General features: G+C 70.1%; 26 protein-coding genes and 1 pseudogene. 16 read left to right on the top strand and 11 right to left on the bottom strand.

Annotated elements, in window-relative coordinates:
• The first annotated feature begins 186 nt into the window (after positions 1 to 186).
• From AQI94_RS15940 to AQI94_RS15905, 8 genes and pseudogenes are all read left to right on the top strand, one after another.
• Entirely contained in the window at positions 187 to 837 is a 651-nt protein-coding gene (locus AQI94_RS15940) for an MmyB family transcriptional regulator (protein ID WP_031052619.1), read from the top strand.
• A gap of 241 nt (positions 838 to 1,078) precedes the next feature.
• Positions 1,079 to 1,351 carry a hypothetical protein gene (locus AQI94_RS15935; protein WP_159050637.1) on the top strand — a complete coding sequence of 91 codons (273 nt, stop codon included), beginning with the start codon at positions 1,079 to 1,081 and terminating at the stop codon, positions 1,349 to 1,351.
• A gap of 116 nt (positions 1,352 to 1,467) precedes the next feature.
• The gene (locus AQI94_RS15930) at positions 1,468 to 2,463 is read left to right on the top strand and encodes a LacI family DNA-binding transcriptional regulator (RefSeq protein WP_031051850.1); all 996 of its coding nucleotides are present in this window, start codon (positions 1,468 to 1,470) and stop codon (positions 2,461 to 2,463) included.
• A gap of 121 nt (positions 2,464 to 2,584) precedes the next feature.
• Positions 2,585 to 3,931 (top strand): ABC transporter substrate-binding protein, encoded by a 1,347-nt coding sequence (locus AQI94_RS15925; protein ID WP_031051846.1) that lies wholly within the window; start codon positions 2,585 to 2,587, stop codon positions 3,929 to 3,931.
• A 4-nt stretch (positions 3,932 to 3,935) separates the two neighbouring features.
• Entirely contained in the window at positions 3,936 to 4,892 is a 957-nt protein-coding gene (locus tag AQI94_RS15920; protein WP_031051843.1) for a carbohydrate ABC transporter permease, read from the top strand.
• Positions 4,889 to 5,749, top strand: coding sequence for a carbohydrate ABC transporter permease (locus AQI94_RS15915; RefSeq protein WP_031051842.1), 861 nt, complete (start codon positions 4,889 to 4,891; stop codon positions 5,747 to 5,749). Before AQI94_RS15920 ends, AQI94_RS15915 begins: the two co-directional genes overlap by 4 nt.
• A 29-nt stretch (positions 5,750 to 5,778) precedes the next feature.
• Complete coding sequence (locus tag AQI94_RS15910; RefSeq protein ID WP_062229771.1) at positions 5,779 to 7,359, top strand: glycoside hydrolase family 13 protein; 1,581 nt, start codon at positions 5,779 to 5,781, stop codon at positions 7,357 to 7,359.
• 54 nt (positions 7,360 to 7,413) lie between these two features.
• Positions 7,414 to 9,550, top strand: a pseudogene (locus tag AQI94_RS15905) (discoidin domain-containing protein).
• Here the strand turns inward: AQI94_RS15905 and AQI94_RS15900 are convergent.
• The 9 genes from AQI94_RS15900 to AQI94_RS15860 all read right to left on the bottom strand — a co-directional run bounded on the left by AQI94_RS15900 (position 9,519) and on the right by AQI94_RS15860 (position 16,183).
• Positions 9,519 to 10,343, bottom strand: a complete 825-nt coding sequence (locus tag AQI94_RS15900; protein WP_199814349.1) for an ABC transporter ATP-binding protein — start codon at positions 10,341 to 10,343, stop codon at positions 9,519 to 9,521. The pseudogene AQI94_RS15905 and the gene AQI94_RS15900 sit on opposite strands and share 32 nt — an antisense overlap.
• A gap of 26 nt (positions 10,344 to 10,369) precedes the next feature.
• Positions 10,370 to 11,149, bottom strand: a complete 780-nt coding sequence (locus tag AQI94_RS15895) for an ABC transporter permease (RefSeq protein WP_031049080.1) — start codon at positions 11,147 to 11,149, stop codon at positions 10,370 to 10,372.
• Entirely contained in the window at positions 11,146 to 11,919 is a 774-nt protein-coding gene (locus AQI94_RS15890) for an ABC transporter permease (RefSeq protein WP_031049078.1), read from the bottom strand. Before AQI94_RS15890 ends, AQI94_RS15895 begins: the two co-directional genes overlap by 4 nt.
• Complete coding sequence (locus tag AQI94_RS15885; protein ID WP_031049076.1) at positions 11,916 to 12,887, bottom strand: ABC transporter substrate-binding protein; 972 nt, start codon at positions 12,885 to 12,887, stop codon at positions 11,916 to 11,918. The genes AQI94_RS15890 and AQI94_RS15885 overlap by 4 nt, the downstream gene beginning before the upstream one ends.
• A gap of 126 nt (positions 12,888 to 13,013) precedes the next feature.
• A complete protein-coding gene (locus tag AQI94_RS15880) occupies positions 13,014 to 13,952 on the bottom strand; it encodes a PDR/VanB family oxidoreductase (protein ID WP_031049074.1) in 939 nt (312 codons plus the stop codon).
• A complete protein-coding gene (locus AQI94_RS15875) occupies positions 13,949 to 14,152 on the bottom strand; it encodes a hypothetical protein (RefSeq protein ID WP_031049072.1) in 204 nt (67 codons plus the stop codon). The genes AQI94_RS15880 and AQI94_RS15875 overlap by 4 nt, the downstream gene beginning before the upstream one ends.
• Positions 14,149 to 15,222: an aromatic ring-hydroxylating dioxygenase subunit alpha gene (locus AQI94_RS15870; RefSeq protein ID WP_031049070.1), complete on the bottom strand. Its 1,074-nt coding sequence runs from the start codon at positions 15,220 to 15,222 to the stop codon at positions 14,149 to 14,151. Before AQI94_RS15870 ends, AQI94_RS15875 begins: the two co-directional genes overlap by 4 nt.
• A 93-nt stretch (positions 15,223 to 15,315) precedes the next feature.
• Positions 15,316 to 15,684: a hypothetical protein gene (locus tag AQI94_RS15865; protein WP_051832380.1), complete on the bottom strand. Its 369-nt coding sequence runs from the start codon at positions 15,682 to 15,684 to the stop codon at positions 15,316 to 15,318.
• A gap of 73 nt (positions 15,685 to 15,757) precedes the next feature.
• Positions 15,758 to 16,183 (bottom strand): hypothetical protein, encoded by a 426-nt coding sequence (locus tag AQI94_RS15860; RefSeq protein WP_031049067.1) that lies wholly within the window; start codon positions 16,181 to 16,183, stop codon positions 15,758 to 15,760.
• A gap of 473 nt (positions 16,184 to 16,656) precedes the next feature.
• On the opposite strand from AQI94_RS15860, the gene AQI94_RS15855 reads away from it, so the two are divergent.
• Positions 16,657 to 17,451 (top strand): hypothetical protein, encoded by a 795-nt coding sequence (locus AQI94_RS15855; RefSeq protein ID WP_031049064.1) that lies wholly within the window; start codon positions 16,657 to 16,659, stop codon positions 17,449 to 17,451.
• Entirely contained in the window at positions 17,448 to 18,989 is a 1,542-nt protein-coding gene (locus tag AQI94_RS15850) for a serine/threonine-protein kinase (protein WP_062229770.1), read from the top strand. Before AQI94_RS15855 ends, AQI94_RS15850 begins: the two co-directional genes overlap by 4 nt.
• 26 nt (positions 18,990 to 19,015) lie before the next feature.
• Here AQI94_RS15850 and AQI94_RS15845 read toward each other — a convergent pair whose 3' ends face one another.
• Both AQI94_RS15845 and AQI94_RS15840 read right to left on the bottom strand, forming a co-directional pair.
• Complete coding sequence (locus tag AQI94_RS15845; protein WP_062229769.1) at positions 19,016 to 20,167, bottom strand: serine hydrolase; 1,152 nt, start codon at positions 20,165 to 20,167, stop codon at positions 19,016 to 19,018.
• 89 nt (positions 20,168 to 20,256) lie between these two features.
• Positions 20,257 to 20,751 (bottom strand): hypothetical protein, encoded by a 495-nt coding sequence (locus tag AQI94_RS15840; RefSeq protein WP_031042268.1) that lies wholly within the window; start codon positions 20,749 to 20,751, stop codon positions 20,257 to 20,259.
• A gap of 235 nt (positions 20,752 to 20,986) precedes the next feature.
• Here AQI94_RS15840 and AQI94_RS15835 point away from each other — a divergent pair, with 235 nt between their 5' ends.
• The 6 genes from AQI94_RS15835 (at position 20,987) to AQI94_RS15810 (ending at position 26,476) form a co-directional block, all read left to right on the top strand.
• Positions 20,987 to 21,445 (top strand): hypothetical protein, encoded by a 459-nt coding sequence (locus AQI94_RS15835; protein ID WP_031042271.1) that lies wholly within the window; start codon positions 20,987 to 20,989, stop codon positions 21,443 to 21,445.
• 123 nt (positions 21,446 to 21,568) lie between these two features.
• Positions 21,569 to 21,916, top strand: a complete 348-nt coding sequence (locus AQI94_RS15830; protein WP_063760155.1) for a hypothetical protein — start codon at positions 21,569 to 21,571, stop codon at positions 21,914 to 21,916.
• Between the two features lie 269 nt (positions 21,917 to 22,185).
• Positions 22,186 to 23,220, top strand: a complete 1,035-nt coding sequence (locus tag AQI94_RS15825; protein WP_318658109.1) for a chitinase — start codon at positions 22,186 to 22,188, stop codon at positions 23,218 to 23,220.
• Positions 23,221 to 23,418: 198 nt separating this feature from the next.
• On the top strand, positions 23,419 to 24,717 hold the full coding sequence (locus tag AQI94_RS15820) for an extracellular solute-binding protein (protein WP_031042278.1): 1,299 nt from the start codon (positions 23,419 to 23,421) through the stop codon (positions 24,715 to 24,717).
• A complete protein-coding gene (locus AQI94_RS15815; protein ID WP_031042281.1) occupies positions 24,717 to 25,658 on the top strand; it encodes a carbohydrate ABC transporter permease in 942 nt (313 codons plus the stop codon). Before AQI94_RS15820 ends, AQI94_RS15815 begins: the two co-directional genes overlap by 1 nt.
• Positions 25,655 to 26,476: a carbohydrate ABC transporter permease gene (locus AQI94_RS15810; RefSeq protein ID WP_031042285.1), complete on the top strand. Its 822-nt coding sequence runs from the start codon at positions 25,655 to 25,657 to the stop codon at positions 26,474 to 26,476. Before AQI94_RS15815 ends, AQI94_RS15810 begins: the two co-directional genes overlap by 4 nt.
• Positions 26,477 to 26,496 lie beyond the last annotated feature (20 nt).

The following is a 26,496-nucleotide window of genomic DNA, read 5'->3' as shown; positions in this document are numbered from 1 at the left end:
GCGGTCGCCGTGAACTTCCCGGAGAGTAGCCCGTGATTCGAACTCACATCCAGGTCTCGCCACAACTGTGGCCAATTTCAGCCGTCAACCGCCGTGGAATGCCACGATAGTTGACATGCCTTGCTCCGGGGAAGCAGGATCAAGGCGCCGCGTGAAGGCCGCATAGGCAAGAGGGGTGACCTCCCGATGGCATATCAGGCAGGTGGGCAGCGGTCGGAACTGCGGCCCGTCCCCGAAGGGCTCGAAGCCCAGGCGTACCTTCAGGACTACGCCACGCTCCTGGAAGCCGTCCCCTTCCCGTCCGTCGTCCTCGACCACCGCTGGGACGTCGTTCTCGCCAACACCGCTTTCGCGTCACTTTTCCGTGCCGTGGGTCCGCATCCGACGGCCATGCCGGGCGACAACTTCCTGCGCTTCGTCCTCTTCCATCCCGACGCGAGCAGTGTCCTCGGCGAGCACGAGTCCCGCTGGTGCCTGCCGATGCTCGCGCACTTCGCGGCCGCGGTCGAGCGGCACGGCCACGACCACGGTCTCCAGGCGATCCGCCGGGACATCGCCCAGGACCCGATCATGGACGCCGCCTACCGGCACGGCCTGCCGCACTGGATCCGCGCGGTCGGCGAACAGGCCGTGGAGCACGACGGCTCCGTACGCCCGCTGGTGCACCCCGACCCGCGCTGGGGCGCCACCGACTGCCGGATCGTGGACGAGACCCCGCGCACCCTGCGCGACCTCGGCTACACCCGTCTGACGCTGGTGCTCCGCCCGGCTCCCACCCGCCGCCGTCCGCGGCGCGCGGCGGCCCACCTCACGGTGGTGCCCACCCCCAAGGCCTGACGGGCACCGTCGACGTTCAGGTCGTCGACGGCGCCTCGTCAGTAGTTCTGGGCCCGCGTGGGGCAAGGGTGTTCCAGGGGTCCGCCGGTTGCGGCTCACTCCGTCACCACCGGTACCTCTGCGGCGGCCGCTTCGAAGTGCCGCAGGTGTACATCCTTCGCGGCCGCCCCGGGGGACCGGTCCGCCACCTCGGCCGGCGGGCTCTACGGCCGCCTCGTACTGGTCTGCCGCCGATCCGGCCGTGCCGGGCCACGTCCGCCGGCAGGCCGGGCGCGGCGACGAAGCCTGCACCGGACACCCGTGCGTGCCGGGCGAGCCGTGGATGAAGGCCGGCCGCGGGGCGGCGGGCCTCGGCGGGCGCGCGCTCCGCAGAGCCGTCGTGTCCGCCCGCCGCCGCGAGGACGCGGCCACGGCGTCGAGGGCCGTCCCGGCCGCCGAGCGGGCCCGTGCCCTCGGCCTACCCCTCCGGTGCCTCGTCGCGCAGGGCCGGCACGAGGCCTGTGGCCGGGCGTGACCCCGGTCTGCCGTTGAGCACCCGGCTGTCGGCGGACCTCACGCGACCGCAACCCTTCCGCAGCGGATGACGCGATGACGCAAGCCACTTGCGTTTCTTGCGCTATTCTTGCGCTCATGACGCGACGACTTGCCGAGGTTGCCAAGAAGGTCGGGGTCAGTGAGGCCACGGTCAGCCGGGTGCTCAACGGCAAGCCGGGGGTCTCCGAGGGCACCCGGCAGGCCGTGCTGTCCGCGCTGGACGTGCTCGGGTACGAGCGGCCCACGCAGTTGCGCGGCGAGCGCGCGCGGCTCGTGGGGCTGGTGCTGCCCGAGCTCCAGAACCCGATCTTCCCGGCCTTCGCCGAGGTGATCGGCGGGGCGCTGGCCCAGCTCGGGCTGACACCGGTGCTGTGCACGCAGACCAGGGGCGGGGTCTCGGAGGCCGACTACGTGGACCTCCTGCTCCAGCAGCAGGTCTCCGGTGTGGTGTTCGCCGGCGGGCTCTACGCCCAGGCGGACGCGCCGCACGACCACTACCGCCGGCTCGCCGACCGGAACATCCCGGTGGTGCTGGTCAACGCCTCCATCGACGACCTCGGTTTCCCGGGCGTGTCCTGCGACGATACGGTGGCCGTCGAGCAGGCCTGGCGCCATCTCGCCTCGCTGGGGCACGAGCGGATCGGGCTGGTGCTGGGGCCCGCGGACCACGTGCCGTCGGCGCGGAAACTGGCCGCCGCGCAGGGGCTCGGTGAGCTGCCCGACGAGCGGGTCGCGCGGGCCATGTTCTCCATCGAGGGCGGCCACGCGGCCGCCGCCCGGCTCATCGACCGCGGGGTCACCGGCTTCATCTGCGCCAGCGACCCCCTGGCGCTCGGCGTCATCCGGGCCGCCCGCCGCAAGGGACTCGACGTGCCCGGCCAGGTGTCGGTGGTCGGCTACGACGACTCCGCGCTGATGAACTGCACCGAGCCCCCGCTGACCACCGTCCGCCAGCCCATCGAGGCCATGGGCCGAGCCGCCGTGGAGCTGTTGAACGCGCAGGTCGGCGGCAGTGCCGTACCGCCCGAGGAGCTGCTCTTCGAACCCGAGCTGGTGGTCCGGGGGTCCACCGCGCAAGCGCCTCGCGGCTGAGATCCGCTCCTCTTCCCTCGACCTGTCGAATAATTACAGATTCTGCGCGACATCTTGCGGTCGGATGTCGGCGGTGCTTGAGTGTGCGGCGCCCACCGCTCCTGCCACGAGGGGTCCACCGATGAGAAGCACCGGGTACCGCCGTACCGTCGCCGCGCTCAGTGTCTGTTCCCTTGCCCTCGCCGTCTCCGCCTGTGGATCGGGCGACGACACGGCGAGCGGCAAGACCCGCATCACCGTCAACTGCATGCCGCCCAAGAGCGCCAAGGTCGACCGGACGTTCTTCGAGCAGGACATCGCGTCCTTCGAGAAGCAGCACCCGGACATCGACGTCGTCGCGCACGACGCCTTCCCCTGCCAGGACCCCAAGACCTTCGACGCCAAGCTCGCCGGCGGGCAGATGGAGGACGTCTTCTACACGTACTTCACCGACGCCAGGCATGTCGTCGACATCAACCAGGCCGCCGATCTCACCCCGTACGTCAAGGAGTTGAAGAGCTACGACACCCTCCAGCAGCAACTCCGCGACATCTACACGGTCGACGGCAAGGTCTACGGCATCCCGCGCACCGGCTACTCGATGGGCCTGATCTACAACAAGAAGCTGTTCGAGAAGGCCGGCCTCGACCCGGAGCAACCCCCGGCCACCTGGGAGGAGTTGCGCGCCGACGCCAAGAAGATCGCCGCGCTCGGTGACGGCACGGTCGGGTACGCCGACTACAGCGCCCAGAACCAGGGCGGCTGGCACTTCACGGCCGAGCTGTACTCGCAGGGCGGTGACGTGGTGAGCGCCGACGGCAAGAAGGCCACCATCGACACCCCCGAGGGCCACGCCGTCCTCCAGAACCTCCACGACATGCGCTGGACCGACGACTCCATGGGCAGCAAGCAGCTCCTCGTCATCAACGACGTCCAGCAGATGATGGGTTCGGGCAAGCTCGGCATGTACCTCTCCGCCCCGGACAACATCCCGATCCTGGTCAAGGAGAAGGGCGGCAACTACAAGGACCTCGCCCTCGCCCCCATGCCCGGCGGCAAGGGCACGCTCATCGGCGGCGACGGCTACATGGTCGACAAGAAGGCGAGCCCCGCCCAGATCAGGGCCGCCCTCAAGTGGCTCGACCACATGTTCCTCACCCCCGGTGCGGGCTTCCTCGGCGACTACGCCCGCGCCAAGAAGGCCGACGCCCCGGTCGGGCTGCCCGAACCGCGCCTGTTCACCGGAGCCGCCGACGCCAAGGACCAGCAGGTCAAGAAGGCCAACGCCAACGTGCCCGTGGACAACTACCAGGCCTTCCTCGACGGCAACCAGAGCCTGACGATGAAGATCGAGCCGCCGAGCGCCCAGCAGATCTACTCCGTCCTGGACGGCGCCGTCTCCGCCGTCCTGACCAAGAAGAACGCCGACATCGATCAACTCCTCAAGGACGCCTCCGGCAAGATCGACGGCATTCTGGCCCGGGGCTGACCCCATGAAGACGGTGGAAAGCCCGCCCCGCGAGGCCCTCGCCGTACCCCCGATGCAGGCGCCGCCTCCCGCAGGGGACCGGAGGCGGCGCCGCCTCGCCGACCAGGCCCGCGCCTACGGCTTCCTCCTCGGCGGCCTCGTCTGCTTCGCCCTCTTCTCCTGGTACCCGGCGATCCGCGCCGTCGTGATCGCCTTCCAGAAGTACACGCCGGGCTCCGAGCCCGAATGGGTCGGCACCGCCAACTTCACCCGCGTCTGGCACGACCCGGAGTTCACCGCCGCCTGGCGCAACACCCTCACCTTCACCCTGCTGGCCCTGCTCATCGGCTTCGCCGTCCCCTTCGTGATGGCTCTGGTGCTCAATGAGCTGCGGCACGCGAAGGCGTTCTTCCGCGTGGTGGTCTACCTGCCCGTCATGATCCCGCCGGTGGTCAGCGCCCTGCTCTGGAAGTGGTTCTACGACCCCGGAGCCGGCCTCGCCAACGAGGTGCTGCGCTTCCTGCACCTGCCCACCTCGAACTGGTCCAACGGTGCCGACACCGCACTCGTCTCCCTGGTGATCGTGGCGACCTGGGCCAACATGGGCGGCACGGTCCTGATCTACCTGGCCGCCCTGCAGTCCATCCCCGGCGAGCTGTACGAGGCCGCGGAACTGGACGGCGCGAGCCTCCTCCAGCGCGTCCGCCATGTGACGGTCCCACAGACGAGGTTCGTCATCCTGATGCTGATGCTCCTTCAGATCATCGCCACCATGCAGGTGTTCACCGAGCCCTTCGTGATCACCGGCGGCGGACCGGAGAACGCCACCGTCACCGTCCTCTACCTGATCTACAAGTACGCCTTCCTCTACAACGACTTCGGCGGCGCGTGTGCCCTGAGCGTCATGCTCCTGGTGCTGCTGGGCGCCTTCTCCGCGGTGTATCTGCGGCTGACCCGCTCCGGAGAGGGGGATCCCGCATGAGCACCCGAACCCTGATCTCACCGGCGACGCTCGCCCGCCCGCGCGGCAGGGCCGCCTACTGGACCGTCTTCACCACGGTCGTCCTGCTCTTCGCGCTCGCGTTCCTCTTCCCGGTCTACTGGATGGTCACCGGAGCGGCGAAGTCGCCGGACGAGGTGACCCGCACCCCGCCCACCCTCGTGCCCGAGCACTGGCACCTCGACGGCTACACCGACGCCTGGGACCTCATGCAGCTCCCGCAGCACCTGTGGAACACGGTGGTCCAGGCCGCCGGCGCCTGGGCGTTCCAGCTGGTCCTGTGCACGGCCGCCGCCTACGCCCTGTCCCGGCTGAAGCCCGTCTTCGGCAAGGTGGTCCTCGGCGGCATCCTCGCCACGCTGATGGTCCCGGCCCAGGCCCTGGTCGTACCGAAGTACCTGACCGTGGCGGACCTGGGCCTGCTGAACGACCCCCTGGCCATCTGGCTGCCGGCCGTCGCCAACGCCTTCAACCTGTACCTGCTCAAGCGGTTCTTCGACCAGATCCCGCGCGATGTGCTGGAGGCCGCCGAGATCGACGGCGCCGGAAAGCTGCGCACCCTGTGGTCGATCGTGCTGCCCATGTCACGGCCGGTCCTCGGGGTGGTGTCGATCTTCGCCCTGGTCGCCGTCTGGCAGGACTTCCTCTGGCCGCTGATGGTCTTCTCCGACACCGACAAGCAGCCCATCAGCGTGGCACTCGTCCAGCTGTCGCAGAACATCCAACTGACCGTGCTCATCGCCGCGATGGTGATCGCCAGCGTCCCGATGGTCGCCCTGTTCCTCGTCTTCCAGCGGCACATCGTCGCCGGGATCAGCACGGGCAGCACGAAGGGCTGACGTCCCCTCTCCGCAGAAAGGCAGGCCTCGTGGCACAGCAGGACTGGTGGCGCTCCGCCGTCATCTACCAGGTCTACGTCCGCAGCTTCGCCGACGGCGACGGGGACGGCACCGGCGACCTCGCCGGAGTCCGCGCCGGGCTGCCGTATCTCGCCGAACTCGGCGTGGACGCCCTGTGGTTCAACCCCTGGTACCTCTCGCCGATGAAGGACGGCGGTTACGACGTCGCCGACTACCGGGCCGTCGACCCCGCCTTCGGCAACCTCGCCGAGGCGGAGAAGCTGATCGCGGAGGCGCGGGAGCTGGGCATCCGCACGATCGTCGACATCGTGCCCAACCACGTCTCCGACCGGCACCCGTGGTTCCGGGCCGCGTTGCAGGCCGGGCCCGGCAGCCCCGAACGCGAGCTGTTCCACTTCCGGCGCGGACGCGGTCGGCGCGGTGAACTCCCGCCCAACGACTGGCCGTCGCAGTTCGTCGGCTCCGCCGAGCCCGTGTGGACGCGGCTGCCCGACGGCGACTGGTACCTGCACCTGTTCACCCCGGAACAGCCCGACCTCAACTGGGCCCACCCCGTGGTCCGCCAGGAGCACGAGGACATCCTGCGCTTCTGGTTCGAACGGGGAGTGGCGGGCGTCCGCATCGACTCCGCCGCCCTGCTCGCGAAGGACCCGGCGCTGCCCGACCTCGCCTCCGCCCCCGACCCGCACCCCTTCGTCGACCGCGACGAACTCCACGACATCTACCGCTCCTGGCGGGCCGTCGCCGACGAGTACGACGCGGTCTTCGTCGGCGAGGTCTGGCTCCCGGACACCGAACGCTTCGCCCGCTACCTGCGCCCCGACGAGCTGCACACCGCCTTCAACTTCTCCTTCCTGTCGTGTCCCTGGGACCCGGAGCGCCTGCGCGCGTCGATCGACACGACCCTCGCCGAACACGCCCCCGTCGGCGCCCCCGCCACCTGGGTGCTGTGCAACCACGACGTCACCCGCACGGTCACCCGCTACGGCCGTGAGGACACCGGATTCGACTTCGCGGCCAAGGCCTTCGGCACCCCGACCGACCTCGCCCTCGGCACCCGGCGCGCCCGGGCGGCGGCTCTGCTCACCCTCGCCCTGCCCGGCGCCGTGTACGTCTACCAGGGCGAGGAACTCGGCCTGCCCGAGGCGGACATCCCCCGTGACCGCATCGAGGACCCGATGCACTTCCGCTCCGGCGGCACGGACCCGGGGCGGGACGGCTGCCGGGTGCCGCTGCCCTGGGCGGCCGGGGCGCCGCACGCGGGGTTCGGCGGCGAGCCCTGGCTGCCGCAGCCCGCCGGCTGGGCGTCGTACGCGGTCGACCGGCAGTCCGGGGACCCCGCGTCGATGCTCAGCCTCTACCGCGAGGCCATCCGGCTGCGGCCGGCCTTCGGCGACGGCCCGCTCACCTGGCTGCCCGCGCCCGAGGGCGTCCTCGCCTTCGCCCGAGCACAGGGTTCCCTGTGCGTGGTGAACCTCGCGGACACCCCGGCCGACCTCCCCCCGCACAGCCGACTGCTGCTCGCCAGCGGCCCCTTGGACCCGCGGGGCCGACTGCCGAAGGACACGGCGGTCTGGCTGCACGGCTGAGACCGCCACACCCCCACACGAAGGGACCAGCACATGCGCAGATCTGTCAGGAGCATGTCAGCAGCCATCACCGTGGCCCTCACCACCGGCCTCCTCACCGCCACCGCGCCCACCGCCCACGCGGCCGCGGGCGCCACCCTCCCCTTCACCTCGGTCGAGGCCGAGTCCGCCACCACGACCGGCACGAGGATCGGCCCCGACCACACGCAGGGCACGCTCGCGTCTGAGGCGTCAGGGCGGCAGGCGGTACGGCTCGGGCCAGCGCGTGGAGTTCACCGTGCCGCGCGCGGCAAACGCCGTGAACGTCGCCTACAGCGTCCCGGACGGCCAGTCGGGCACGTTGAACGTCTACGTCAACGGCACCAGGCTCGCGAGGACGCTCCCGGTGACCTCCAAGTACTCCTACATCGACACCAGTTGGATTCCCGGTGCGAAGACGCACCACTTCTTCGACAACGCCCGCCTCCTGCTGGGCCAGAACGTCCAGGCGGGCGACAAGGTCGCCTTCGAGTCCACCGGAACCCAGGTCACCCTCGACGTGGCCGACTTCGAACAGGTCGCGGCGGCCGCCGGTCAGCCCGCCGGGTCCGTGTCCGTGACCGCCAAGGGCGCCGACCCGACCGGGAATGGCGACTCCACCCAGGCCTTCCGGGACGCGATCTCCGCCGCGCAAGGGGGAGTGGTCTGGATCTCGCCGGGCGACTACCGGCTGACGTCCGCCCTCAGCGGCCTCCAGAACGTCACCCTCCAGGGCGCCGGAAGCTGGCACTCGGTGGTGCACTCCTCCCGCTTCGTCGACCAGTCCAGCTCCTCGGGGGGTGTCCACCTCAAGGACTTCGCGGTCGTCGGCGAGGTCACCGAGCGTGTCGACTCCAACCCGGACAACTTCGTCAACGGCTCGCTCGGGCCCGGGAGTTCGGTGTCCGGGATGTGGCTCCAGCACCTCAAGGTCGGTCTCTGGCTGACGGGCAACAACGACAACCTGGTCGTGGAGAACAACCGCTTCCTCGACATGACGGCCGACGGCCTCAACCTCAACGGCAACGCCCGCGGCGTGCGCGTCCGCAACAACTTCCTGCGCAACCAGGGTGACGACGCGCTCGCCATGTGGTCGCTCTACGCCCCCGACACGAACAGCAGCTTCGAGAACAACACCATCACCCAGCCGAACCTCGCCAACGGCATCGCGATCTACGGCGGCACCGACATCGCGGTGCGGAACAACCTGGTCTCCGACACCAACGCCCTCGGCAGCGGCATCGCGATCTCCAACCAGAAGTTCCTCGACCCGTTCTTCCCACTGGCGGGCACCATCACGGTCGAGGGCAACACCCTGATCCGCGCCGGCGCGATGAACCCCAACTGGAACCATCCGATGGGGGCGTTGCGGGTCGACTCCTACGACAGCGCGATCAACGCCACGGTGAACATCACCGGCACGACCATCACCGACAGCCCGTACAGCGCCTTCGAGTTCGTGTCCGGCGGGGGACAGGGGTACCCGGTCCGCAACGTCACCGTGGACGGCGCGACCGTCCGCAACACCGGTACGGTCGTCGTGCAGGCGGAGGCCCAGGGTGCCGCGACCTTCCGGAACACCACCGCGACGGGTGTCGGCGCGGCCGGCGTCTACAACTGCCCCTACCCGGCGAGCTCCGGCGCCTTCGCCCTCACCGACGGCGGCGGCAACTCCGGCTGGAGCAGCACCTGGTCCGACTGCTCGACCTGGCCGCAGCCGGGGCAGGGCAACCCCGACCCGGACCCGAACCGCAACCTCGCCAAGGGCCGCCCGGCCACCGCGACCGGCTCCCAGGACGTCTACACGCCCGGCAAGGCGGTCGACGGGGACGCCAACAGCTACTGGGAGTCCGCCAACAACGCGTTCCCGCAGTCCTGGACGGTCGACCTGGGAGCGGCCGAGCCGGTGCGCAGGCTGGTGCTGAAGCTGCCTCCGCAGAGCGCCTGGCAGGCCCGCACCCAGACCGTCACCGTGCTGGGCAGCACCGACGGCAGCACCTACAGCACCGTCGTGGGCGCACAGGGCTACCGCTTCGACCCGGCGACCGGCAACACGGCCACCGTCGCTCTGCCCGGCAGCACCAGCCTGCGGTATCTGCGGCTGTCGGTGAGCGCCAACACCGGCTGGCCCGCAGGCCAGTTCAGTGAGGTGGAGGCGTATCGGACTTCGTGACCGCAGCGTCCCGCACGACCCCGCGCTTGGCCGCCTGGATCTGCTCGTACACATGCGTGCGCAGTTCGGCGAAGCGCGGGGCCACCCGCGTGTGCAACTGGTCCCGCTCCTCCGGCAGATCGATCTTCAGCTGCTCCTGCACGACGGTGGGGGAGGCGGACAGCACGATCACGCGTTCACCCAGGTACACGGCCTCGTCGATGTCGTGGGTGACGAACAGGATCGTGATGCCGCGCTCGCGCCACAGCCGCCGTACGAGGTCCTCCAGGTCGGCGCGGGTCTGGGCGTCCACGGCCGCGAACGGCTCGTCCATCAGCAGGACTTCGGGCTCGTACGCGAGGGCGCGGGCGATCGCGACACGCTGCTGCATACCGCCGGAGAGCTGCCAGGGATACGCGCCGGCGGCCTCCGCGAGGTCCACCGACTCCAGCGCGTCGGCGACCAGCTCGCGTCGTCTCGACTTGGTCAGGCCCTTCTGTCTCAGGGGGAGTTCGACGTTGTCGGCGACGCGCATCCACGGGAAGAGGCTGCGGCCGTACTCCTGGAAGACGAGGGCCATACCGGGCGGGGGACCGCTCACCTTCCGGCCCGACAGGTGGACCTCGCCGGCCGTCGGGGTGAGCAGGCCGCCTATGCACTTCAGCAGGGTCGTCTTGCCGCAGCCGGACGGGCCGACGAGACACACGAGTTCGCCCGACTCGACGGTGAAGGTGAGATCGCGGACCGCCTCCACACGGCGTCCCGACCCCTCGTAGACCTTCTTCAGGCCGGATACGCCAAGAAGCGCGTGCATGGACCGCCCTTTCGCGTTCGGGTGACTCACGGGGACCGCCGGGCCGAGGCGCGCAGGCCGTGGTACCAGGCGAGGACCCGCCGCTCGACCACTTGGAAGACGACGGAGAGCAGGAAGCCGAGCAGACCGAGCACGAGGATCCCGGTCCACATGTCGGGGACCGCGAAACTGCGCTGGAACTGGACGATGGTGAAGCCGATGCCGTTGCTGGCCGCGAACATCTCGCTGATGACCATCAGGATGATGCCGATCGAGAGCGCCTGGCGCAGGCCCGCGAAGATCTGCGGACTCGCCGAGCGCAGCACCAGGTTGCGCAGTCGCGACTGCCCCGTGATGCCGTAGGAGCGGGCCGTCTCCAGCATCACCGGGTCGACCGCGCGCACCCCCTCGACGGTGTTGAGCAGGATCGGCCAGACGCAGCCGCTCGCGATCACGGTGACCTTCATGGTGTCGCCGATGCCCGCGAACAGCATGATGACCGGGATCAGGACCGGCGGAGGTACCGCTCTCAGGAACTCCAGGACCGGTTCGCACACCGCCCGCACCCGCCGGTAGGAGCCGATGACCGTGCCGAGGGCCACCCCGGCGACGGCGGCGAGCGCGTAACCGGCCGCGAGGCGCCAGAGGCTGGGCAGGACGTCGTCACGCAGGCGATCGGCGGTCCACACGTCGGGGAAGGTCCGCAGGATCGTGCGCAGCGGCGGCCAGAAGACGTTGGTGCTGCTGTCCGAGGCCAGCCACCAGACGGCGACCAGCAGCGCGGGCAGCGCGAGCACGAGGACCAGCCGCAGCAGGAGCCGCTTCACACCGCCACCTCCCCGCGCACCGACTGGTGCCAGGCCAGCGCCCGTCGCTCCACGGTACGCGCGCCGACGTTGATGAGCAGCCCCAGAATGCCGGTCACCACGATCAGCGCGTACATCTCGGGCACCGCCTGCGAGTTCTGCGCCACCGCGATCCGGGCGCCCAACCCCGGTGCCCCCATGACGAGTTCACCGGTGATGGCGAGGATCAGCGCGACGGCCGCGGCCAGCCGCACGCCGGTCATCACATACGGCAGCGCGGTCGGCCACAGCACATGCCGGATCCGCGCCCAGGTGCCGAGGCCGTAGGACCGTGCCGTCTCGTCGGCGACCGGGTCGACGTCCTGGACGCCGTAGAGCGTCTGGATGAGGACCTGCCAGAAGCTCGCGTAGACGACGAGCAGCAGCACCGAGCGCAGTTCGCTGCCGTACAGCAGCACCGCCAGCGGGATGAGGGCGACGGAGGGGATCGGGCGCAGGAACTCGATCGTCGAGGCCGTCGCCTCGCGCAGATACGGCACGACCGAGACGATCACGCCGATGACGATTCCCGCCGAGGCGGCGATGACCAGGCCCAGGGCCCAGCCGGTGAGGGTGTCGCCGAGGGCCGTCCAGAAGGTGCCGTCGGCGAGTTCGTCGGCGAAGGCACGGGCGATCCGGCTGGTCGGCGGGAAGTACGCCTCCTTGACCAGCCCGATTCGGGGCAGCGCCTCGCCCAGGGTGAGGAAGGCCGCGAGGCCGGCGGCGCCCAGCGCCGCGTTCTGGAGTCTCACGGAAGCAGCGCGTCGACGTCGGGGGTCTTCTTGAAGAACCCGTCCTCCTCGCCCAGCTTCGCGAGCGCTTCGATGGAGGCCTTGTTCGGCTCGGCCGGCCACTTCGGCAGGGTCACCTGCGCCAGCACAGAGGCCGGGATCTTGGTGTACGTCGTGATGATCCGGCGTGCCTCGTCCGGGTGGGCGTCGGCGTAGGCGAGGGACTCGGCGGTGGCCTCCTGGAACTTCTTCACCAGGTCGGGGTGCTGCTGCTGGTACCGCGTCGAGGTGAAGTACAGGGCGACCGTGGTGTTCGCGGCCACGTCCACCAGTGGGGAGGCGATCACCTGGCCGCCCTGGCTCTTGATGGTGGCGAGCGCGGGCTCGACCGCGCAGGCCGCGTCGACCTGTCCGCCGTCGAGGGCGGCCGGCATCTGGTCGAAGGCCAGCTCCACGAACTTCACCTTGTCCGGGTCGCCGCCTGCCTTGCGGACCGACTCGCGCACCGCGGACTCGTTGATGTTCTTCAGCGTGTTGATGGCGACCTTTTTGCCCTCCAGGTCCTTCGCGGACTTGACCGAGCTGCCCTTCTTCACGGCGATCCCCGCAAAGTCCTTGCTCTGCACGCCTGTTGAGGCGATGCCGTTGGAGACCGCTTTGATCGGGACTCCGGATGCCTGGGCGATCAGCAGGGAGGTGACGTTGGAGAAACCGAACGGGAACTGCCCGCTGGCGACTCCGGGCACGATCGCCGCACCACCGGAGGCTGTCGATATGTCGAGCTTGAGGCCGTGCTTGCTGTAGAAGCCCTTCTTCTGGCCCAGATAGACCGGCGCGACATCGACGATCGGGATGAGGCCGAGCTTGACGGTGGTGGTGCCGTCGGACGACGATCCCGAATCCGAGGCCTCCGGGTCCCCGGACGAACCACAGGCCGACGCGGTGACCATTAATGCTCCGGCCGCGAGGGTGACGAGCAGACGACGCATGGCTCCTCCTGTGCAGACTTCGTCGTTCCGACAGGCTGTGCGCAGACCGCACGCTACAACGTCAGCGTCACGCCGGCCCAGATCGTCGACCCGCATCTGGAGCAACTGGTCGAGAACACAAGGGAGCTACAGGTCCAGCACGAGCTTCCTCCCCCGGCACCGGGACACGCAGATCATCATCGTCTCCCCGGCCTCCCGCTCCTCGTCCGTGAGCACCGAGTCCCGGTGGTCCGGGGTGCCGTCGAGGACGTCGGTCTCACAGGTGCCGCAGGTGCCCTCGGTGCAGGAGAACAGCACCTCGACCCCCGTGGCGCGGACGGCGTCGAGCACGGAGACGTCCGGAGCGACGGTGACCGTTGTGCCGGTCTGCGCCAGCTCTACCTCGAACTGCGTGTTCTCGCCCTCCGGTTGCTCCTTCGGCGCGAACCGCTCGACGTGCAGCAGACCGGCCGGGCAGTGCTCCTGAACCGCGTCGAGCAGCGGACCGGGCCCGCAGCAGTAGACGAGGGTGCCCTCGGGAACGCCGTCCAGCACCGAGGCGAGGTCCAGGAGCCCCGACTCGTCCTGGGGAGCGACGGTGACGCGGTCGCCGTAGCGGCTCAACTCCTCGGTGAACGCCATGGAGTCGCGGGTCCGCCCGCCGTACAGCAGGGTCCACTCCGCGCCCGCGGCCTGCGCCGCCGCGAGCATGGGGAGGATCGGGGTGATGCCGATGCCGCCCGCGATGAAGCGGTAGCGGGGCGCGGGCCGCAGGGCGAAGTGGTTGCGCGGGCCGCGCACCCGGACCTTGCCGCCCTGCCTCAACTGCTCGTGCACATGGGCGGATCCGCCACGTCCCGCGGGCTCGCGGAGCACGGCGATCCGCCAGGACGTACGGTCGGACGGATCGCCGCACAGGGAGTACTGCCGCTCCAGGCCGGGGCCGAGCACCACGTCGATGTGGGCGCCGGGCTCCCACGCCGGGAGCTGTTCGCCCAGCGGGTGGCGCAGGGTGAGGGCGAGCACGCCGTCGGCCGCGGAGTCCCTGCGGTCGACGACGAGTTCGGCTTCGTACGCGTCGCTCATGAACTGTTCCCTCGCGGCTCGTTTCCTCGGAGCTCGGGTCCTTGCGGGGCGTGTCCGTTCGGGTGGGCGAGCATCCACTCCCACATCTCGATCGGGTCCTGCGAGGTGTGCTCGCGGCCGCAGTGACAGGTGCCGTGCAGGGTGTCCGTGCCCGGCAGCCAGTCGATGCGGTAGATCTCCCCGGTGGGCGCGGCACTCACAGGACCTTCTCCACGGGCTTGTCGCCCTCCTCGACGAGACGGGCGAGGATACGGCGGGCGGCGAGACCGCCGGTGTCGATGTTGATGCTGAGCTCCTGGTAGCCGGAGCGCTCGGTGCCGAGCGTGCGCTGGAGCAGGTTGAGCGCGTCGACGTCCTGCATGACGACCGTGTGGTTGTTGCCCCGCAGGAACTCGGTGACCTCGGCGTCCTCGGTCGCCCAGTCCCGCGAGACCATCCAGAAGTCGTACACGTGACCGTCGCTCGACGGTGTGATGGCGTACGTGATCTCGGTGTGGAAGCCGTTCGGGTCGCTGCCGTCGGCCTCGGGGAGCACACCGACCGGGGCGATGCGGCTGTGCAGCAGATACAGACAGGGCGCGTGGTACTCGATGTCCTGCCAGCGGGTGATCCGCCCCTCGATGCCGGTGGACTTCGCGTAGAACGGCGGGCACGCGGCGTCGTCCATGTGCCGGCTCACCCGCACGATGCCGGCGCCCTCGTCGACCTCTGTGGTGATCGGCGTCTCGGCGACCTCGGGGGTGCCGATGTAGCCGCCGTGCAGATAGGTCTCGTGCGAGAGGTCGAGGAGGTTGTCGACCAGCAGGCCGTAGTCGGCGTCGATCGGTTCCATGCCGCGCACGGTGACCCAGCCGGGGGAGTCGAGGTGCCGGGCCCGCGGGATCGTGTCGGCGTCGGCGAGCGCCGGGTCGCCGATCCACACCCAGATCAGGGAGTCCAGCTCGACGACGGGGTAGGAGGCGACCCGGGCGGTACGCGGTACCCGCTTCTGCCCCGGCACGTACACACAGGTGCCCGTCGTGTCGTACGTGAACCCGTGGTAGCCGCACACGAGCTTGTCGCCGTCGAGCCGGCTCGGCTTCTCGTGGAGCGGGAACCTGCGGTGCACACACCGGTCGGCGAGCGCGACGGGCGTCCCGTCCTCCTCGGTCCGGTAGAAGACGAGCGGCTCACCGAGGATCGTCCTGCCGAGCAGCTCCTCACGCCCCACCTCATGGCTGTAGGCGGCGACGTACCACTGGTTCCTGGCGAAGGCGGTCGTGTGCGGCATCGTTGCGGCTCCCGTCGTTGGGTGATGACGACATCGTCGGGAAGGGCGTGACGGGGCCGCAACACTGCTTCCGTCACACGGAAGGCCCGCGGGTCACGGCGGCGAGCAGGGGTAGTTGTCGCCGGTGCCGAGCGCGATGGAATTGATCGGGCTCAGGTTTTCGACGAAGCCCCACCCCGCGGAGATGATGGACTCGCCTCGGCCGGTGCCGTTGTAGCCGGTGCAGAGCTCCACCCACGCGTCGTCGTACTGGTTGTTCAGCACGTAGTGGTCGCCGAACTGGTTGCTGAGGTTGTGCGGACCGTAGGCCCAGTAGACGCCGCCGCTCTCGATGCCCGAGGTCGGGTCGGCGTTGTTGTAGATGCACACGGCACCGTACGGGCATCCGTAGTCGTTGTGCGTCGCGGACGCGGGCGCGGCGGTGACGGCCATGAGCGACCCCGCCATCGCGACGGCGGACACGGCCGTCCTTGCCAGTTTTCCGAGAATTTCGGGTACCTCCTTGTGGGAACGCGGTGTGCTGTCGTGTTCGTGGTCAGCAGTTGCGGATCGACCAGACCGGCTCCCAGTCCACGTCGGGCGCGTCGGTGGTGTCGACCGGGAAGGTCTGGAGCACATCGCCGTTCTGGCCGTGGAGCGTCGCCTGGGCGTTGTCGGTCTGGCTGTTCATGACTTCGCCCGTGCCGTGCCAGTTCGACAGGTAGTAGCGGTCGCAGTCGTACAGGAAGAAGACCCGCCACTGGTCGGCCGTGGGGTCCCAGACGCCGGCGCAGAAGTTCCCGGTGTCACAGGTGACATGGTCTCCGGCGGGCACCAGTTGCGAAGGGGCGGCCGGAGAGATCGTGGGGGAGACGGCGGAGGTGGCGGAGGACGCCGCCTGGGCCGAGCCGGAGGCGCAGACGGAGCCCAGCACCAGGGTCATGGTGCCGATCGCGCCGAGAAGGGATCGCTTGGTGCGCATGGGTTCGGATACTCCTGAGTGAGGACGGACGCCGGTCGTGGCGACCGGCGCGAGTGCCTGCGGAGGTGGGGCCTGCGGAAATGGGGCCCGCGGAGGTGGTGCGCACCGCACCTTAGGGAGCCGCCGGTCCCGACGGTCCCTGACAGATGTCAGGGACCCGCGCCGGTCGGCTCACGCGCCGGGAACCGTGATGATCGGCCGATCGTCCTAGTGGACGTGCCTCGCGCTCTCGCCCCTGGAATCGGCCCGCCCACGGTGCCGGGCAGGGAGGACGATGCCACCTGTGCGGCTTTTGACCAGAAGCAGGCACGTCGTGGCGAACCATCCGTCGTCGCCTTCACGGTAGCGACGGGCGAGGTGGCGGAGCGCCGACTGTGACCACGAGAATCGCCCTGCCCGGTGCCGGCACGCCGGGGCGGCGGCAACCGGAATCGCCTGTGCGATCCCGGCGACCACATCGGGGGAAGACCGGTATGGAAACGATCATCGTGCAACCGCCCGGCCCGGCACGGCCAGGTGAAGTCGACCCGGGCCGACCGGAGTTGCTGCATATGGGGCCGGGTGACGTGGCCGACTTCGGGCGCGGGGTGCCCGGCGGCCGGGACGTCTCCATCGTGCTCCCCGATCCCGGGATCTCCCGGCGGGCGGGGCGGCTGGAGGCGGCCGAGGACTACTGGCGGCTGTCGAACTTCAGCCGTGACACCGCGTACGCGGTCGAGAACCTGGAGGGGGCCGGCGAGTACATCACCGTCGCGCCCGGCCGGCTCGGAGCGCCGGTGCCCTTCGAGTTCTCCCGCGTCGTCCTGCCCGCACTGTCCGGAACCGTCGACTTCAAGGTGTTCGCCCCGCAGCACGCCTACCTGGGCGAGCAATCCTCGCCCGGGGCAGGTGAGTTGACCGTGCACCCGTACGCGCTCGACGCGACGGCCAAGTACTTCCTGGTGCTGGTGGCCCTGTGCGAGCCGCGGCTGCGCGACCCCTCGGACGGGGCCCTGCCGGGCGCCGGGGACATCGCGGAAAGGCTCCGCCCGCTGGAGAGCTGTCGCGGGCTGACCCGCTCCGCCGTGAACTACCACATCGACTATCTGGCCTTCGCCAAGCTGCGACTGGACGTCGGCGAGGAGCCCGGAGCCGAGGGCACCGCCCGCACGGGCGCCAAGCGTGCCCGACTCGCCTCCCTCGCCCTGCGCTTCGGCCTGGTGCGCGAGGAGCATCTCGCCCTGCTGCCGTCCCGCAGACGGACCGTCCCGCAGACGAGCGGCGCATGAGCACGTCAGGCGCCCAGGAGGGTGCCCTCGACATGCCGCGGCTGCCGGCCGGTTTCCGGATCGACGGCTGGGAGTTGGACGCCGTCATCGGGTCCGGCGGCTGGGGCACCGTGTACGAGGCCCGCGCGGTCGCCGACGGCACGATCGTGGCGGTGAAGGTGCTGCCGACCGGCGCCCTGGCACCCGGTCAGCGTGCCGCACTCGGTGAACTGGTCGCGCGCGAGGCACGGTTCAGCGCCGAGGCGGACCATCCGCACCTCGTACGGACGCATGCCGTGTGCACGGTGGACGCGCCGGACCTGCCCGCGCTGGACGGGGCGATCGCGCTCGTCATGGACCGCGCCGAGGCCAGTCTGCGGCAGGCGCTGGACTCCGCCGGGACGGGCCGACCGATCCCGGACGCACTGCGGGTCCTGCGAGGTGTCGCCGCCGGGCTCGCCCACATGCACGGCGCCGGCTGGGTGCACGGCGACCTCAAACCCGCCAACGTGCTCCTCGGCGCGGAGGGCGCCGTCTGGCTCGCCGACTTCGGCCTGGCCACCGAACTCGAAGGCACCCACGCCTATCTGCCACCGCTCGGCACACTCGACCACGTGCCGCCCGAGTGGTGGTCCCAGCGCACCGGTGCCGGCGGGACGGTGGTGCGGCCGACCGCCGACATCTGGGCCTTCGGTGTCCTGGCCCACCAGGTGCTCACCGGTGGCCTGCATCCGTTCCCCGGCGCCACCGCGCGTGCCCGGTCGTTCGCGGCGCAGGCATACGCCCGGGGGAGCGCGCCGCTGCGTCTGGACGCCGGACTCGAGGACGACTGGCGCCGACTCATCGAGGACTGTCTGGCACCCGACCACGCGGGCCGCCTGCGCCACACCGCCGACAGTCTCTCGGCCCGGATCGAGCGTCTGGGAGGCCCCCGTGGCCGACGCCGGTTGCTGCCGGTCGTCGCCGCGGCGCTTGCCGCGGTGTCGGCCGCCGCGATCGCCGCGACCGCGCTGCTCGGGGGTGACGGGGGCGGGGCCGACGACGACCGGGAGAGCGGCACGCCGGCCGTCGTCACCGGCGCGCTCAGCCCGGCCGCAGACGAGATCCCGGAGGACTCCGACGTACCGAAGGCATTGCGGCCGGTCATCGTGAAGGCCGCCCACCGCTGCACCGACGCGGAGGTCACGCCCGCCTTTCTCGCCGCCATGCTCAAGGCGGAGAGCGGCTTCGACGTGAACGCGTCCCGCCCGGCGACCGAGGAGTACGGCGTCGCCATGTGGACGCCGTCGGTGTTCCGGGCCTGGGCGGTCGACGGCGACGGCGACGGGGACAAGGACTACCGGTCGCCACCGGACGCGATCTCCACCATGTCGCTGTACGTGTGCTGGCTCGACCAGCAGTTCAAGAAGGCCGACCTGCCCGCCGAGGACCTTCCCGCGCTGATGGCGGCCGGCTACCGCACGAGCGACCGTACGGTCATCACCGAGCGCGGCGTCCCCGAACGGGTGCGGCCCCATGTCGAGAAAGTGCTCCGCTACCTCGCCGACTACGAGCGGTGAGGCAGCGGAGCGGTCACCGCGGCCGTTCAGCAGTCCTTGACGTCCGGCATCTTGTTGTCCGGCGAGCTGACGTAGATGTTGGAGATCCAGCCCTTGTACTGGGGGAGGTACGCCCACCACTCGTTGCTGTACGGCGGTACGTCGACCCGCTCGCCCTTCGCCTGGCATCCCACCAACACCTCGACCCCTGCAGGGAGTTGAGTGAGCGGTGCGCTGCCCGTGCCGGGATCGGGGCGGACGTTCACATGGTCGCTCCACGTGCCGTACCACCATCCCGCGGGCCGCGCGGCTCCGGGGACGTTCAGGGAGCGGGTCAAGCGGCCGATGTCCGTGTACGCCTTCCCGTACGAGGTGCCGACGGGGTGCAGCGTGAACACGGCCACGATGGAGCGGTCACCGGCGCCGACCGTGCCCGTGCTGTGCAGCGCCGGCCGGGTCAGGTCCACGTCCGCGGCGGCGGCCGGTGCCGGGCCGGCCCAGTGCGGCGCGGCGGCGGTGCGCGGCGGGCCGCAGGTGCCCTTCTCGTAGGAGGAGCCCGCCCAGCCCTGCTTCACCGCCCACGGTTTCTCGAACGCCCCGGCGACACCGAAGTGCTGGTCGAAGGCGTCCGAGGCGCAGCGGGTGGACTGGCGCAGATTCCCCATCACGAAGTCGCGCACCGGGGCGGGCGCCGAGTCCAGGAGGTAGCGGTAGATCGTCACCGTGTCGCGTGCGGAGAGAGCGGTGTAGCCCCAGTAGCCCTCGTACCCGGAGGGCGGTGGGGCCGTGTCCTTGAGGCCGAGGCGGCTCGTCATGCGGGTGATGATCGCCGTACCGCCGTGGTCCGACCAGTAGGTGCCGGCCGCGTCGTCGTCGCTGCTGCGCAGCATCGGCTCCAGCCACGCCCGGTCGGCCGGGGGCACGGTGTAGTCGGGGCCCCGGTTCCACAGGTGGTCCAGCGCCAGCAGCAGCTTGACGACCGAGGCGGAGCGGAAGCGTGCTGCCGAGTTGAGCTGCTCGGTGAACGTACCGGTCTGCCGGTCGAAGACGGCGACCCCGGCGCTGACACCGGCGGGCACCTCGACGGACGCGGCACGGGGCCGCGCGGACTGCCCGGCCGGGGTGTCGGCAGCGGCGGAACCGGCCGCACCGCCGATCAGCAGCAGGGCGGCGGCGGCAGCGAAAAGACGGAGCTTCACAGGTGGTGCTCCCTGGGACGGGTCGGGTCACGGACGAGAGGAGAGGGGCGGTGGGGACGGGGCGGCCGGGCCAGGTGTCGGCGTCGGCCCTAAAGGGCGTCCCAGACCTTGAAGTAGGCGATGTCGTCGTTCGCCCGGTCGCCCACGTACGGCGTGGCGGAGCCGTAGTAGTAGAAGGTGGTGCGGCCGTCGTTGAGGACGGCCTGCTGCCCGTCGCAGTTGTTGTACGTCTCGAACGACGAGATCATGTAGCGCGACAGGCCGGTGTCGAGCAGGTAGCCCGACGTGTCGCACGGGCCGTAGTCCCCGTACACATGGGTCATGTCGCCGCCGAACCGGGCGTGCTGGTACCAGGTCATGAGCAGTGTCCCGGCGTTGCCTCGCAGCGCCGTGGACCGGTCGTCGGAACAGGTCCGGCTCTTGACCCGGGAGACCTTTTCGCCCGGCTTCACGTGTTCCACCACCACGGCGCAGTATCTGCCCCGCGGTGTCTCCGCGGCGGAGGCCGGCGGTGCGAGTCCGAGGAGGCCGATCAGCGAGGCGGCCACAGCGAGCGTGACGGACGTGCGGGTGCGCAGACGCATGATGCGTGCTCCTTGCGGTGGGAATGACCGGCGCATGGTGCACGAAAGGCTAGGAGCGCGCGGGCGATTGCGGTCCTGACGGATGTCAGGGGAAACCGGGCGCATCCCGTACGGGGGTGTGCCCTGACATGTGTCAGGAGTTCGGCGCGCGCTCTCTGACTAGCGTCTGTCCACGTCGCCGTCTTTCAGGTCGACACCTTCACTTCCGAGACGAGGGGGACTTATGAGTCGCTCCATGGATCGCAGGGCGCTGCTGAGGTCGGCCGGGTCGGCGGCGGTGGCGGGATCGCTGGGCGCGTTGGGCGTCGCGGCGTTCGCCACACCCGCGCACGCGGCACCCGCGACGATCAACACCGATCAGGTGATGGCCACCACCGATCGCGTGACCCACGCCCCGAACCAGCGCGGAACCATCGGCATCGAGCTCCGCTCGGGCTACTACGGCGGCTACCAGTACGGCTGGGGGCGGCTCGTGGGCTCCGGCTGGGACCCGCGTGGCTGGATCTGGCTGGACATCAGCACGGACGGCGGCAGGACCTGGTCCTTCGCCGACGGCACCTATCTCTCGGACGGCACCGGCTACGCGCACACCTCCGGGTGGCTCACCCAGTCCAGCCCGAACTACGTGTTCCGGGCCAGTTATGACAGTAATTTCCGGGCCGTCAACCCGTATGTCCAGAGCGGAATCTGGTGACGGTCTTTTTGATCGCCTCATAGCAGCAGCGACACCGCATCGCGTCATGAAAGGGAGGTACCTGCGATTTTCGGAAAACTGGTGAGGACGGCGGTCTCGGCCGTCGCGGTGGCGGGGTCGCTCATGGCGGTTTCCGCCGGACCCGCGTCCGCGAGCGCCAACGCCGACTACTACGGATGTCCTTACGGCGCCGTGTGCATCTACAACGGCGCCGACCCGAACTCGGGTATCGAGAGCGGCGGCGTCTACTGGGCCTATGGTCCGCACAACCTCAGCAATCAGTTCGGCTACCACTACGTGGTGAACAACCAGTACGGCGGCGCCTGGGTGGAGCTGTGCACCGGGTACAACGGCACCGGCAGAGGTGAGTCGATCATCTTCGGCTCGCCGTACGGGAACTCCGAGGATCTGGGGCCGATCAACTCCATCGTGCTGGGCACCGGCAACACCTTCCCCTGCACTCCTCCGTGATCCGTGATCCGTGATCCGTGCGACGCAGCACGCGGGGGACGCGGTGCACCTCGCCCTCACGGGTGGGGTGCACACCCGTCGGACCACCTGATCGGCGCAGGCCCGGGGACGCTAACTGTTAAGAACCTTGACAGTTATGTGGTCTAGTCCAATCATGGGGCACGGTTCATCCCGCGGTTCAGCCCTTCCGCTGTCCCCGCATGCCCTTTTCCCTGGGAGCGTCAATGAGACGACCTGGTCACCTTCGTGCGTTGCTGTCCTGCCTGAGCGTGAGCGCTCTGTCCGCCGGGCTCGTCGGGCTCGGGGGAGGGGGCGCACTCGCGGCGCCCTCCTCGCCCTCGCTCCCCGCCTTCGGCAAGCCCCTGCCCGCCCACGTGGCGGCGCCCTACGTCGAGTCGTGGACCGGCGACAGCCCGGCCGCACTCGCCGCCGCCTCCGGCAACAAGTACCTCACCCTGGCCTTCCTCCAGACGGACACGGCGGGTTCCTGCACCGCCTACTGGAACGGCGACACCGGCCGGCCGATCTCCAAGGCGGCCTTCGGGCGCGACATCGCCACCCTCCAGGCACGCGGCGGTGATGCGATCCCGTCCTTCGGCGGCTGGTCCGCGGACACGACCGGCACCGAACTGGCCGACAGCTGCACCAGCGTCGACGCCATCGCCGCGGTGTTCAAGAGCCTCGTCACGACGTACGGCATCAGCCGCATCGACCTCGACGTCGAGGGCGACTCGATCAACAACGCCGCCGGGATCGACCGCCGCAACAAGGCGATCGCCGAGGTCCAGCACTGGGCCCGCCGCACCGGCCGCACCGTGCAGTTCTCCTACACCCTGCCGACCTCCACGAAGGGCCTGGAGGCCAACGGCCTCGCCGTGCTCCGGAACGCCGTCGCCAACGGCGCCCGCGTGGACGTCGTCAACCTCATGACCTTCGACTACTACGACGGTGCCCCGCACGACATGGCGGCCGACACCAGGACGGCCGCCGAAGGTCTGCACGGCCAACTCGCCGCGCTCTACCCGCACAAGAGCTCCGCGAAGCTGTGGAGCATGATCGGGGTCATCGAGATGCCCGGCATCGACGACTACGGTCCCGCGGAGACCTTCACCGTCGAGAACGCGGTCGCGGTGGAGCGGTGGGCCGAGGCCAGGAAGATCAACACCCTCTCCTTCTGGGCGCTGCAGCGCGACAACGGCGGCTGCCCGGGCACCGGCGGCTCCGACTCCTGCTCCGGCATCGCCCAGGACACCTGGGCCTTCAGCCACACCTTCGAGAAGTTCACCAGCGGCGGTCACAAGTAGCGGCACGTCTCGGGGCGGTGGCGAGGGCCCGGTGCGCATCGCGCGCACCGGGCCCTCGCCACACCGATTTCGCTACAAGTTCCGAAATTATTCGGGGCGAGGGCCGCCACGTGGCCGAAACACGTGGTTCATAGCGTCGGGACACATCACGCCACTGCCCTCAGTACTCGTGAGGAATCTCGTGTCACAGGAGTCCCCGTGTCCAAGCTCTCCCGCCGCACCGCCCTGCGGCTGACCGCCTCGATGGCCCTCGGCGCCGCGCTTCCCCTGGCCGGCTGCGGGCGCGAAGGTGACGCTGCCGCCGCCTCCGGCGCCAAGAAGGTCGACGCGTCCCCGGCCACCGGCACCGTGAACGTCTGGGCCGCCCAGGGCGACGCGGACGTGCTCGGCACGGTCGTCAAGCCGTTCAGGTCCGCCAACCCCGACCTGGTCGTGAAGACCACGCTGATCCCGAACGCGGAGTACTACACCAAGCTCCAGGCGGCGATCGCGGCGGGCAAGGGACCGGACGTCGCCCAGTTCTTCCCCGAGTCGCAGGCGCAGTTCCTCGACTCGTCGACCCTGCTGCCCGTGCCGGACGGCCTGGTGGATCCGGGCAGCTTCTTCACGAGCCTGTGGGACGCCGGGGTCGTGAACGACGTGGCCTACACGGTGCCCTGGTACGCGTACACGTACGCGCTCGTCTACCGAGCGGATCTGGCCAAGAAGGCGGGCGTCGAGGCGCCGACCACCTGGGCCGGCATGGAGCCCTTCCTCAAGGCGCTCCAGGGCGCCGGCGCGGCCCACGCGCTCGGGGCCGACATCGGGTGGGACATCTTCAACGGCCAGGACGTGGCGATGTACGCCTGGCAGGCCGGAGCCTCACTCGTCACCTCCGGCGGCAAGTGGAACCTGAACACGCCCCAGATGGTCGACGCCCTCGACTACAACGCGTCCTTCTTCACCGCCGGGACCGCCGACACCAGCGGACCGGCCTTCCTCGACGCACAGCCGTACTTCGTCTCCGGAAAAACAGCGAGCATGATCACCGGGCCGTGGGTCATCGGCCAGCTCGACACCGCCGCCAAGAAGAGCGGCTGGACGGCCTCCCACGTCGCCACCGCCCCCCTGCCCGCCGGAGCGTCGAGCAGCGTCTCCTTCTCCGCGGGCGGCACCTGGGGCGTCCTCGCCGACAGCGGCAACACGGACGCCGCCTGGAAACTCGTCCGGTATCTGGCCAAGCCGAGCACCCAGGTCGCGCAGTACAAGGCGTACAGCTCGATGCCGGCCGTCATCTCCGCCTGGGACGACCCGGCGATCAAGGGCCAGCCACTGCTGGACGCCTTCTTCACCCAGCTGAAGACCACCCGGGCGTTCCCGCAGGTCAGTACGTGGCAGCAGGTCGCGACCCGGCTGGGCAAGGAGGTGGAGGCCGTCGCCAAGGGCAAGGAGACCGCGGCGGGGGCGGCCGCGAACATCCAGGCGTACGCCGAGAGCGTCGGCACGGGCACGCGGTGATGACCACGACGCTCGCACCGGCCACCAAGAGGGCCACGGCCGTACCGAGGACGGCGGCACCCAAGGCGTCCCGCGCCCGCCGCACCGCCGTCGCCTGGCTCTTCCTCGCCCCCTTCGGCCTCGTCTTCCTGGTCTACACCGCGATCCCCACGGTCGCCGCGCTCGCCCTGAGCCTCACCGACATCCGCGGCGCCGACCTGCGCACCCCCTTCGCCGTCGACTTCACCGGTGCCGACAACTACCTCCGGCTGTTCCAGGACGACACCTTCGTACGGGACATCCTCAACACCGCCCTCTTCGTGGCCGTGGGCGTACCCCTGACGATGGGCGTCGGCTTCGCCCTGGCCCTCGCGCTGAACTCCGGCATCAGCCGGCTGCGCGGTGTCCTGCGCACCGTCTTCTTCGTGCCCGTCGTCACCAACGTCGTCGCCGTCGCGCTGATCTGGCAGTACGCCTTCCACCTCGACGGCACCGTCAACAAACTGCTCGGCGCGGTCGGATTCGCCGGACCGAACTGGCTGGACGACCCCCACCTGGCCATGCCGGTCGTCATCCTGCTCGGCGTCTGGCGCAACTTCGGCATCGCGATGGTGCTCTTCCTCGCCGGCCTCCAGGCCGTCCCACGGGACGTGTACGAGGCCGCCGCGCTGGACGGGGCGAGCCGGTGGCGCCAACTCCGGCACATCACGCTGCCGTTGCTGCTGCCCACCACCCTCATGGTCTCCGTCCTGCTGACCGTCTTCTACCTCCAGGTCTTCGACGAGCCCTACCTGCTCACCGGCGGCGGCCCGCTCGGCTCCACCGAGTCGGTCGCGCTGTACACCTACCGTCAGTTCGGGGCGGGCGAGTTCGGGATGTCCTCGGCGGCGTCCTTCGTGACGCTCGCGCTGGTGACCGTGGTCAGCGTCGTCCAGTTCCGGCTGCTGAGGTCCCGCACATGAACCGTGCCGCCCGTCCCGCGCTGTACGCCGCCCTGGTGCTGTGCGCCCTGCTCACCACGCTGCCCTTCGCGTGGGGGGTGAGCGGGTCACTGCGCAGCCTGGACGAGATCCGCTCCGACCCCGGGGCCCTGTTCCCGCACCACCTCACCTTCGGCAACTTCACGCGGCTGTTCGAGACCCAGGGCTTCGGCAGGTTCCTGGTCAACAGTGTCGTCGTCGCGATGGTCGTGGTGGCCGGGAACATCCTGGCCGCGTCCGCCGCCGGATACGCCCTCGCCAAACTCGACTTCGCGGGCCGGCGGCTCGCGTTCGGCGCGGTCATGGCGGCGATGATGGTGCCGTTCACCGCGGTGTTCGTCACCCAGTTCGTGATCACCGTGGACCTGGGCCTCGCGGACACCCTCGCCGGAATCGCCCTGCCCGGCGCGGCCCTTCCCCTGTCGGTCTTCATCGTGCGCCAGTACGCCCTGTCGATCCCCGACGAACTCCTCGAAGCGGCCCGCATCGACGGCGCGGGCGAGTTCCGGATCTTCTTCAGGATCTTCCTGCCGCTGGCCGGCCCCGCCGTCGCCACGATCACGATCATGTCGTTCCTCAACTCCTGGAACAACTTCATCTGGCCGCTGGTCGTCGCCCAGAGCATGTCCACCTACACCCTCCCCGTCGGCCTCGCCGCCACCAGCCAGGCCGCGGCCCACGTCACCGACTACGGCCTGCTGCTCGCCGGAGCGATCGTCGTGATGCTGCCGGTGCTCTTGCTCTTCCTCTTCCTGCAGCGGTACTTCGTGCAGGGCATCGCGGGAACGGGCCTGCGATGAGCACGCCGGGCGACGCGTCG

Origin of the sequence: Streptomyces pseudovenezuelae, from assembly GCF_001513955.1 — a bacterium.
Taxonomy (GTDB): Bacteria; Actinomycetota; Actinomycetes; order Streptomycetales; family Streptomycetaceae; genus Streptomyces; species Streptomyces pseudovenezuelae.
This window is presented reverse-complemented; position numbering and strand designations above follow the sequence as displayed.

Bases quoted from the DNA above. Each gene is read 5' to 3' on its own strand.
- AQI94_RS15940 (WP_031052619.1), top strand. From the start codon at position 187: ATGGCATATCAGGCAGGTGGGCAGCGGTCGGAACTGCGGCCCGTCCCC.
- AQI94_RS15930 (WP_031051850.1), top strand. From the start codon at position 1,468: ATGACGCGACGACTTGCCGAGGTTGCCAAGAAGGTCGGGGTCAGTGAG.
- AQI94_RS15925 (WP_031051846.1), top strand. From the start codon at position 2,585: ATGAGAAGCACCGGGTACCGCCGTACCGTCGCCGCGCTCAGTGTCTGT.
- AQI94_RS15920 (WP_031051843.1), top strand. From the start codon at position 3,936: ATGAAGACGGTGGAAAGCCCGCCCCGCGAGGCCCTCGCCGTACCCCCG.
- AQI94_RS15915 (WP_031051842.1), top strand. From the start codon at position 4,889: ATGAGCACCCGAACCCTGATCTCACCGGCGACGCTCGCCCGCCCGCGC.
- AQI94_RS15900 (WP_199814349.1), bottom strand. From the start codon at position 10,343: ATGCACGCGCTTCTTGGCGTATCCGGCCTGAAGAAGGTCTACGAGGGG.
- AQI94_RS15885 (WP_031049076.1), bottom strand. From the start codon at position 12,887: ATGCGTCGTCTGCTCGTCACCCTCGCGGCCGGAGCATTAATGGTCACC.
- AQI94_RS15880 (WP_031049074.1), bottom strand. From the start codon at position 13,952: ATGAGCGACGCGTACGAAGCCGAACTCGTCGTCGACCGCAGGGACTCC.
- AQI94_RS15870 (WP_031049070.1), bottom strand. From the start codon at position 15,222: ATGCCGCACACGACCGCCTTCGCCAGGAACCAGTGGTACGTCGCCGCC.
- AQI94_RS15860 (WP_031049067.1), bottom strand. From the start codon at position 16,183: ATGCGCACCAAGCGATCCCTTCTCGGCGCGATCGGCACCATGACCCTG.
- AQI94_RS15855 (WP_031049064.1), top strand. From the start codon at position 16,657: ATGGAAACGATCATCGTGCAACCGCCCGGCCCGGCACGGCCAGGTGAA.
- AQI94_RS15850 (WP_062229770.1), top strand. From the start codon at position 17,448: ATGAGCACGTCAGGCGCCCAGGAGGGTGCCCTCGACATGCCGCGGCTG.
- AQI94_RS15840 (WP_031042268.1), bottom strand. From the start codon at position 20,751: ATGCGTCTGCGCACCCGCACGTCCGTCACGCTCGCTGTGGCCGCCTCG.
- AQI94_RS15835 (WP_031042271.1), top strand. From the start codon at position 20,987: ATGGATCGCAGGGCGCTGCTGAGGTCGGCCGGGTCGGCGGCGGTGGCG.
- AQI94_RS15830 (WP_063760155.1), top strand. From the start codon at position 21,569: ATGGCGGTTTCCGCCGGACCCGCGTCCGCGAGCGCCAACGCCGACTAC.
- AQI94_RS15815 (WP_031042281.1), top strand. From the start codon at position 24,717: ATGACCACGACGCTCGCACCGGCCACCAAGAGGGCCACGGCCGTACCG.
- AQI94_RS15810 (WP_031042285.1), top strand. From the start codon at position 25,655: ATGAACCGTGCCGCCCGTCCCGCGCTGTACGCCGCCCTGGTGCTGTGC.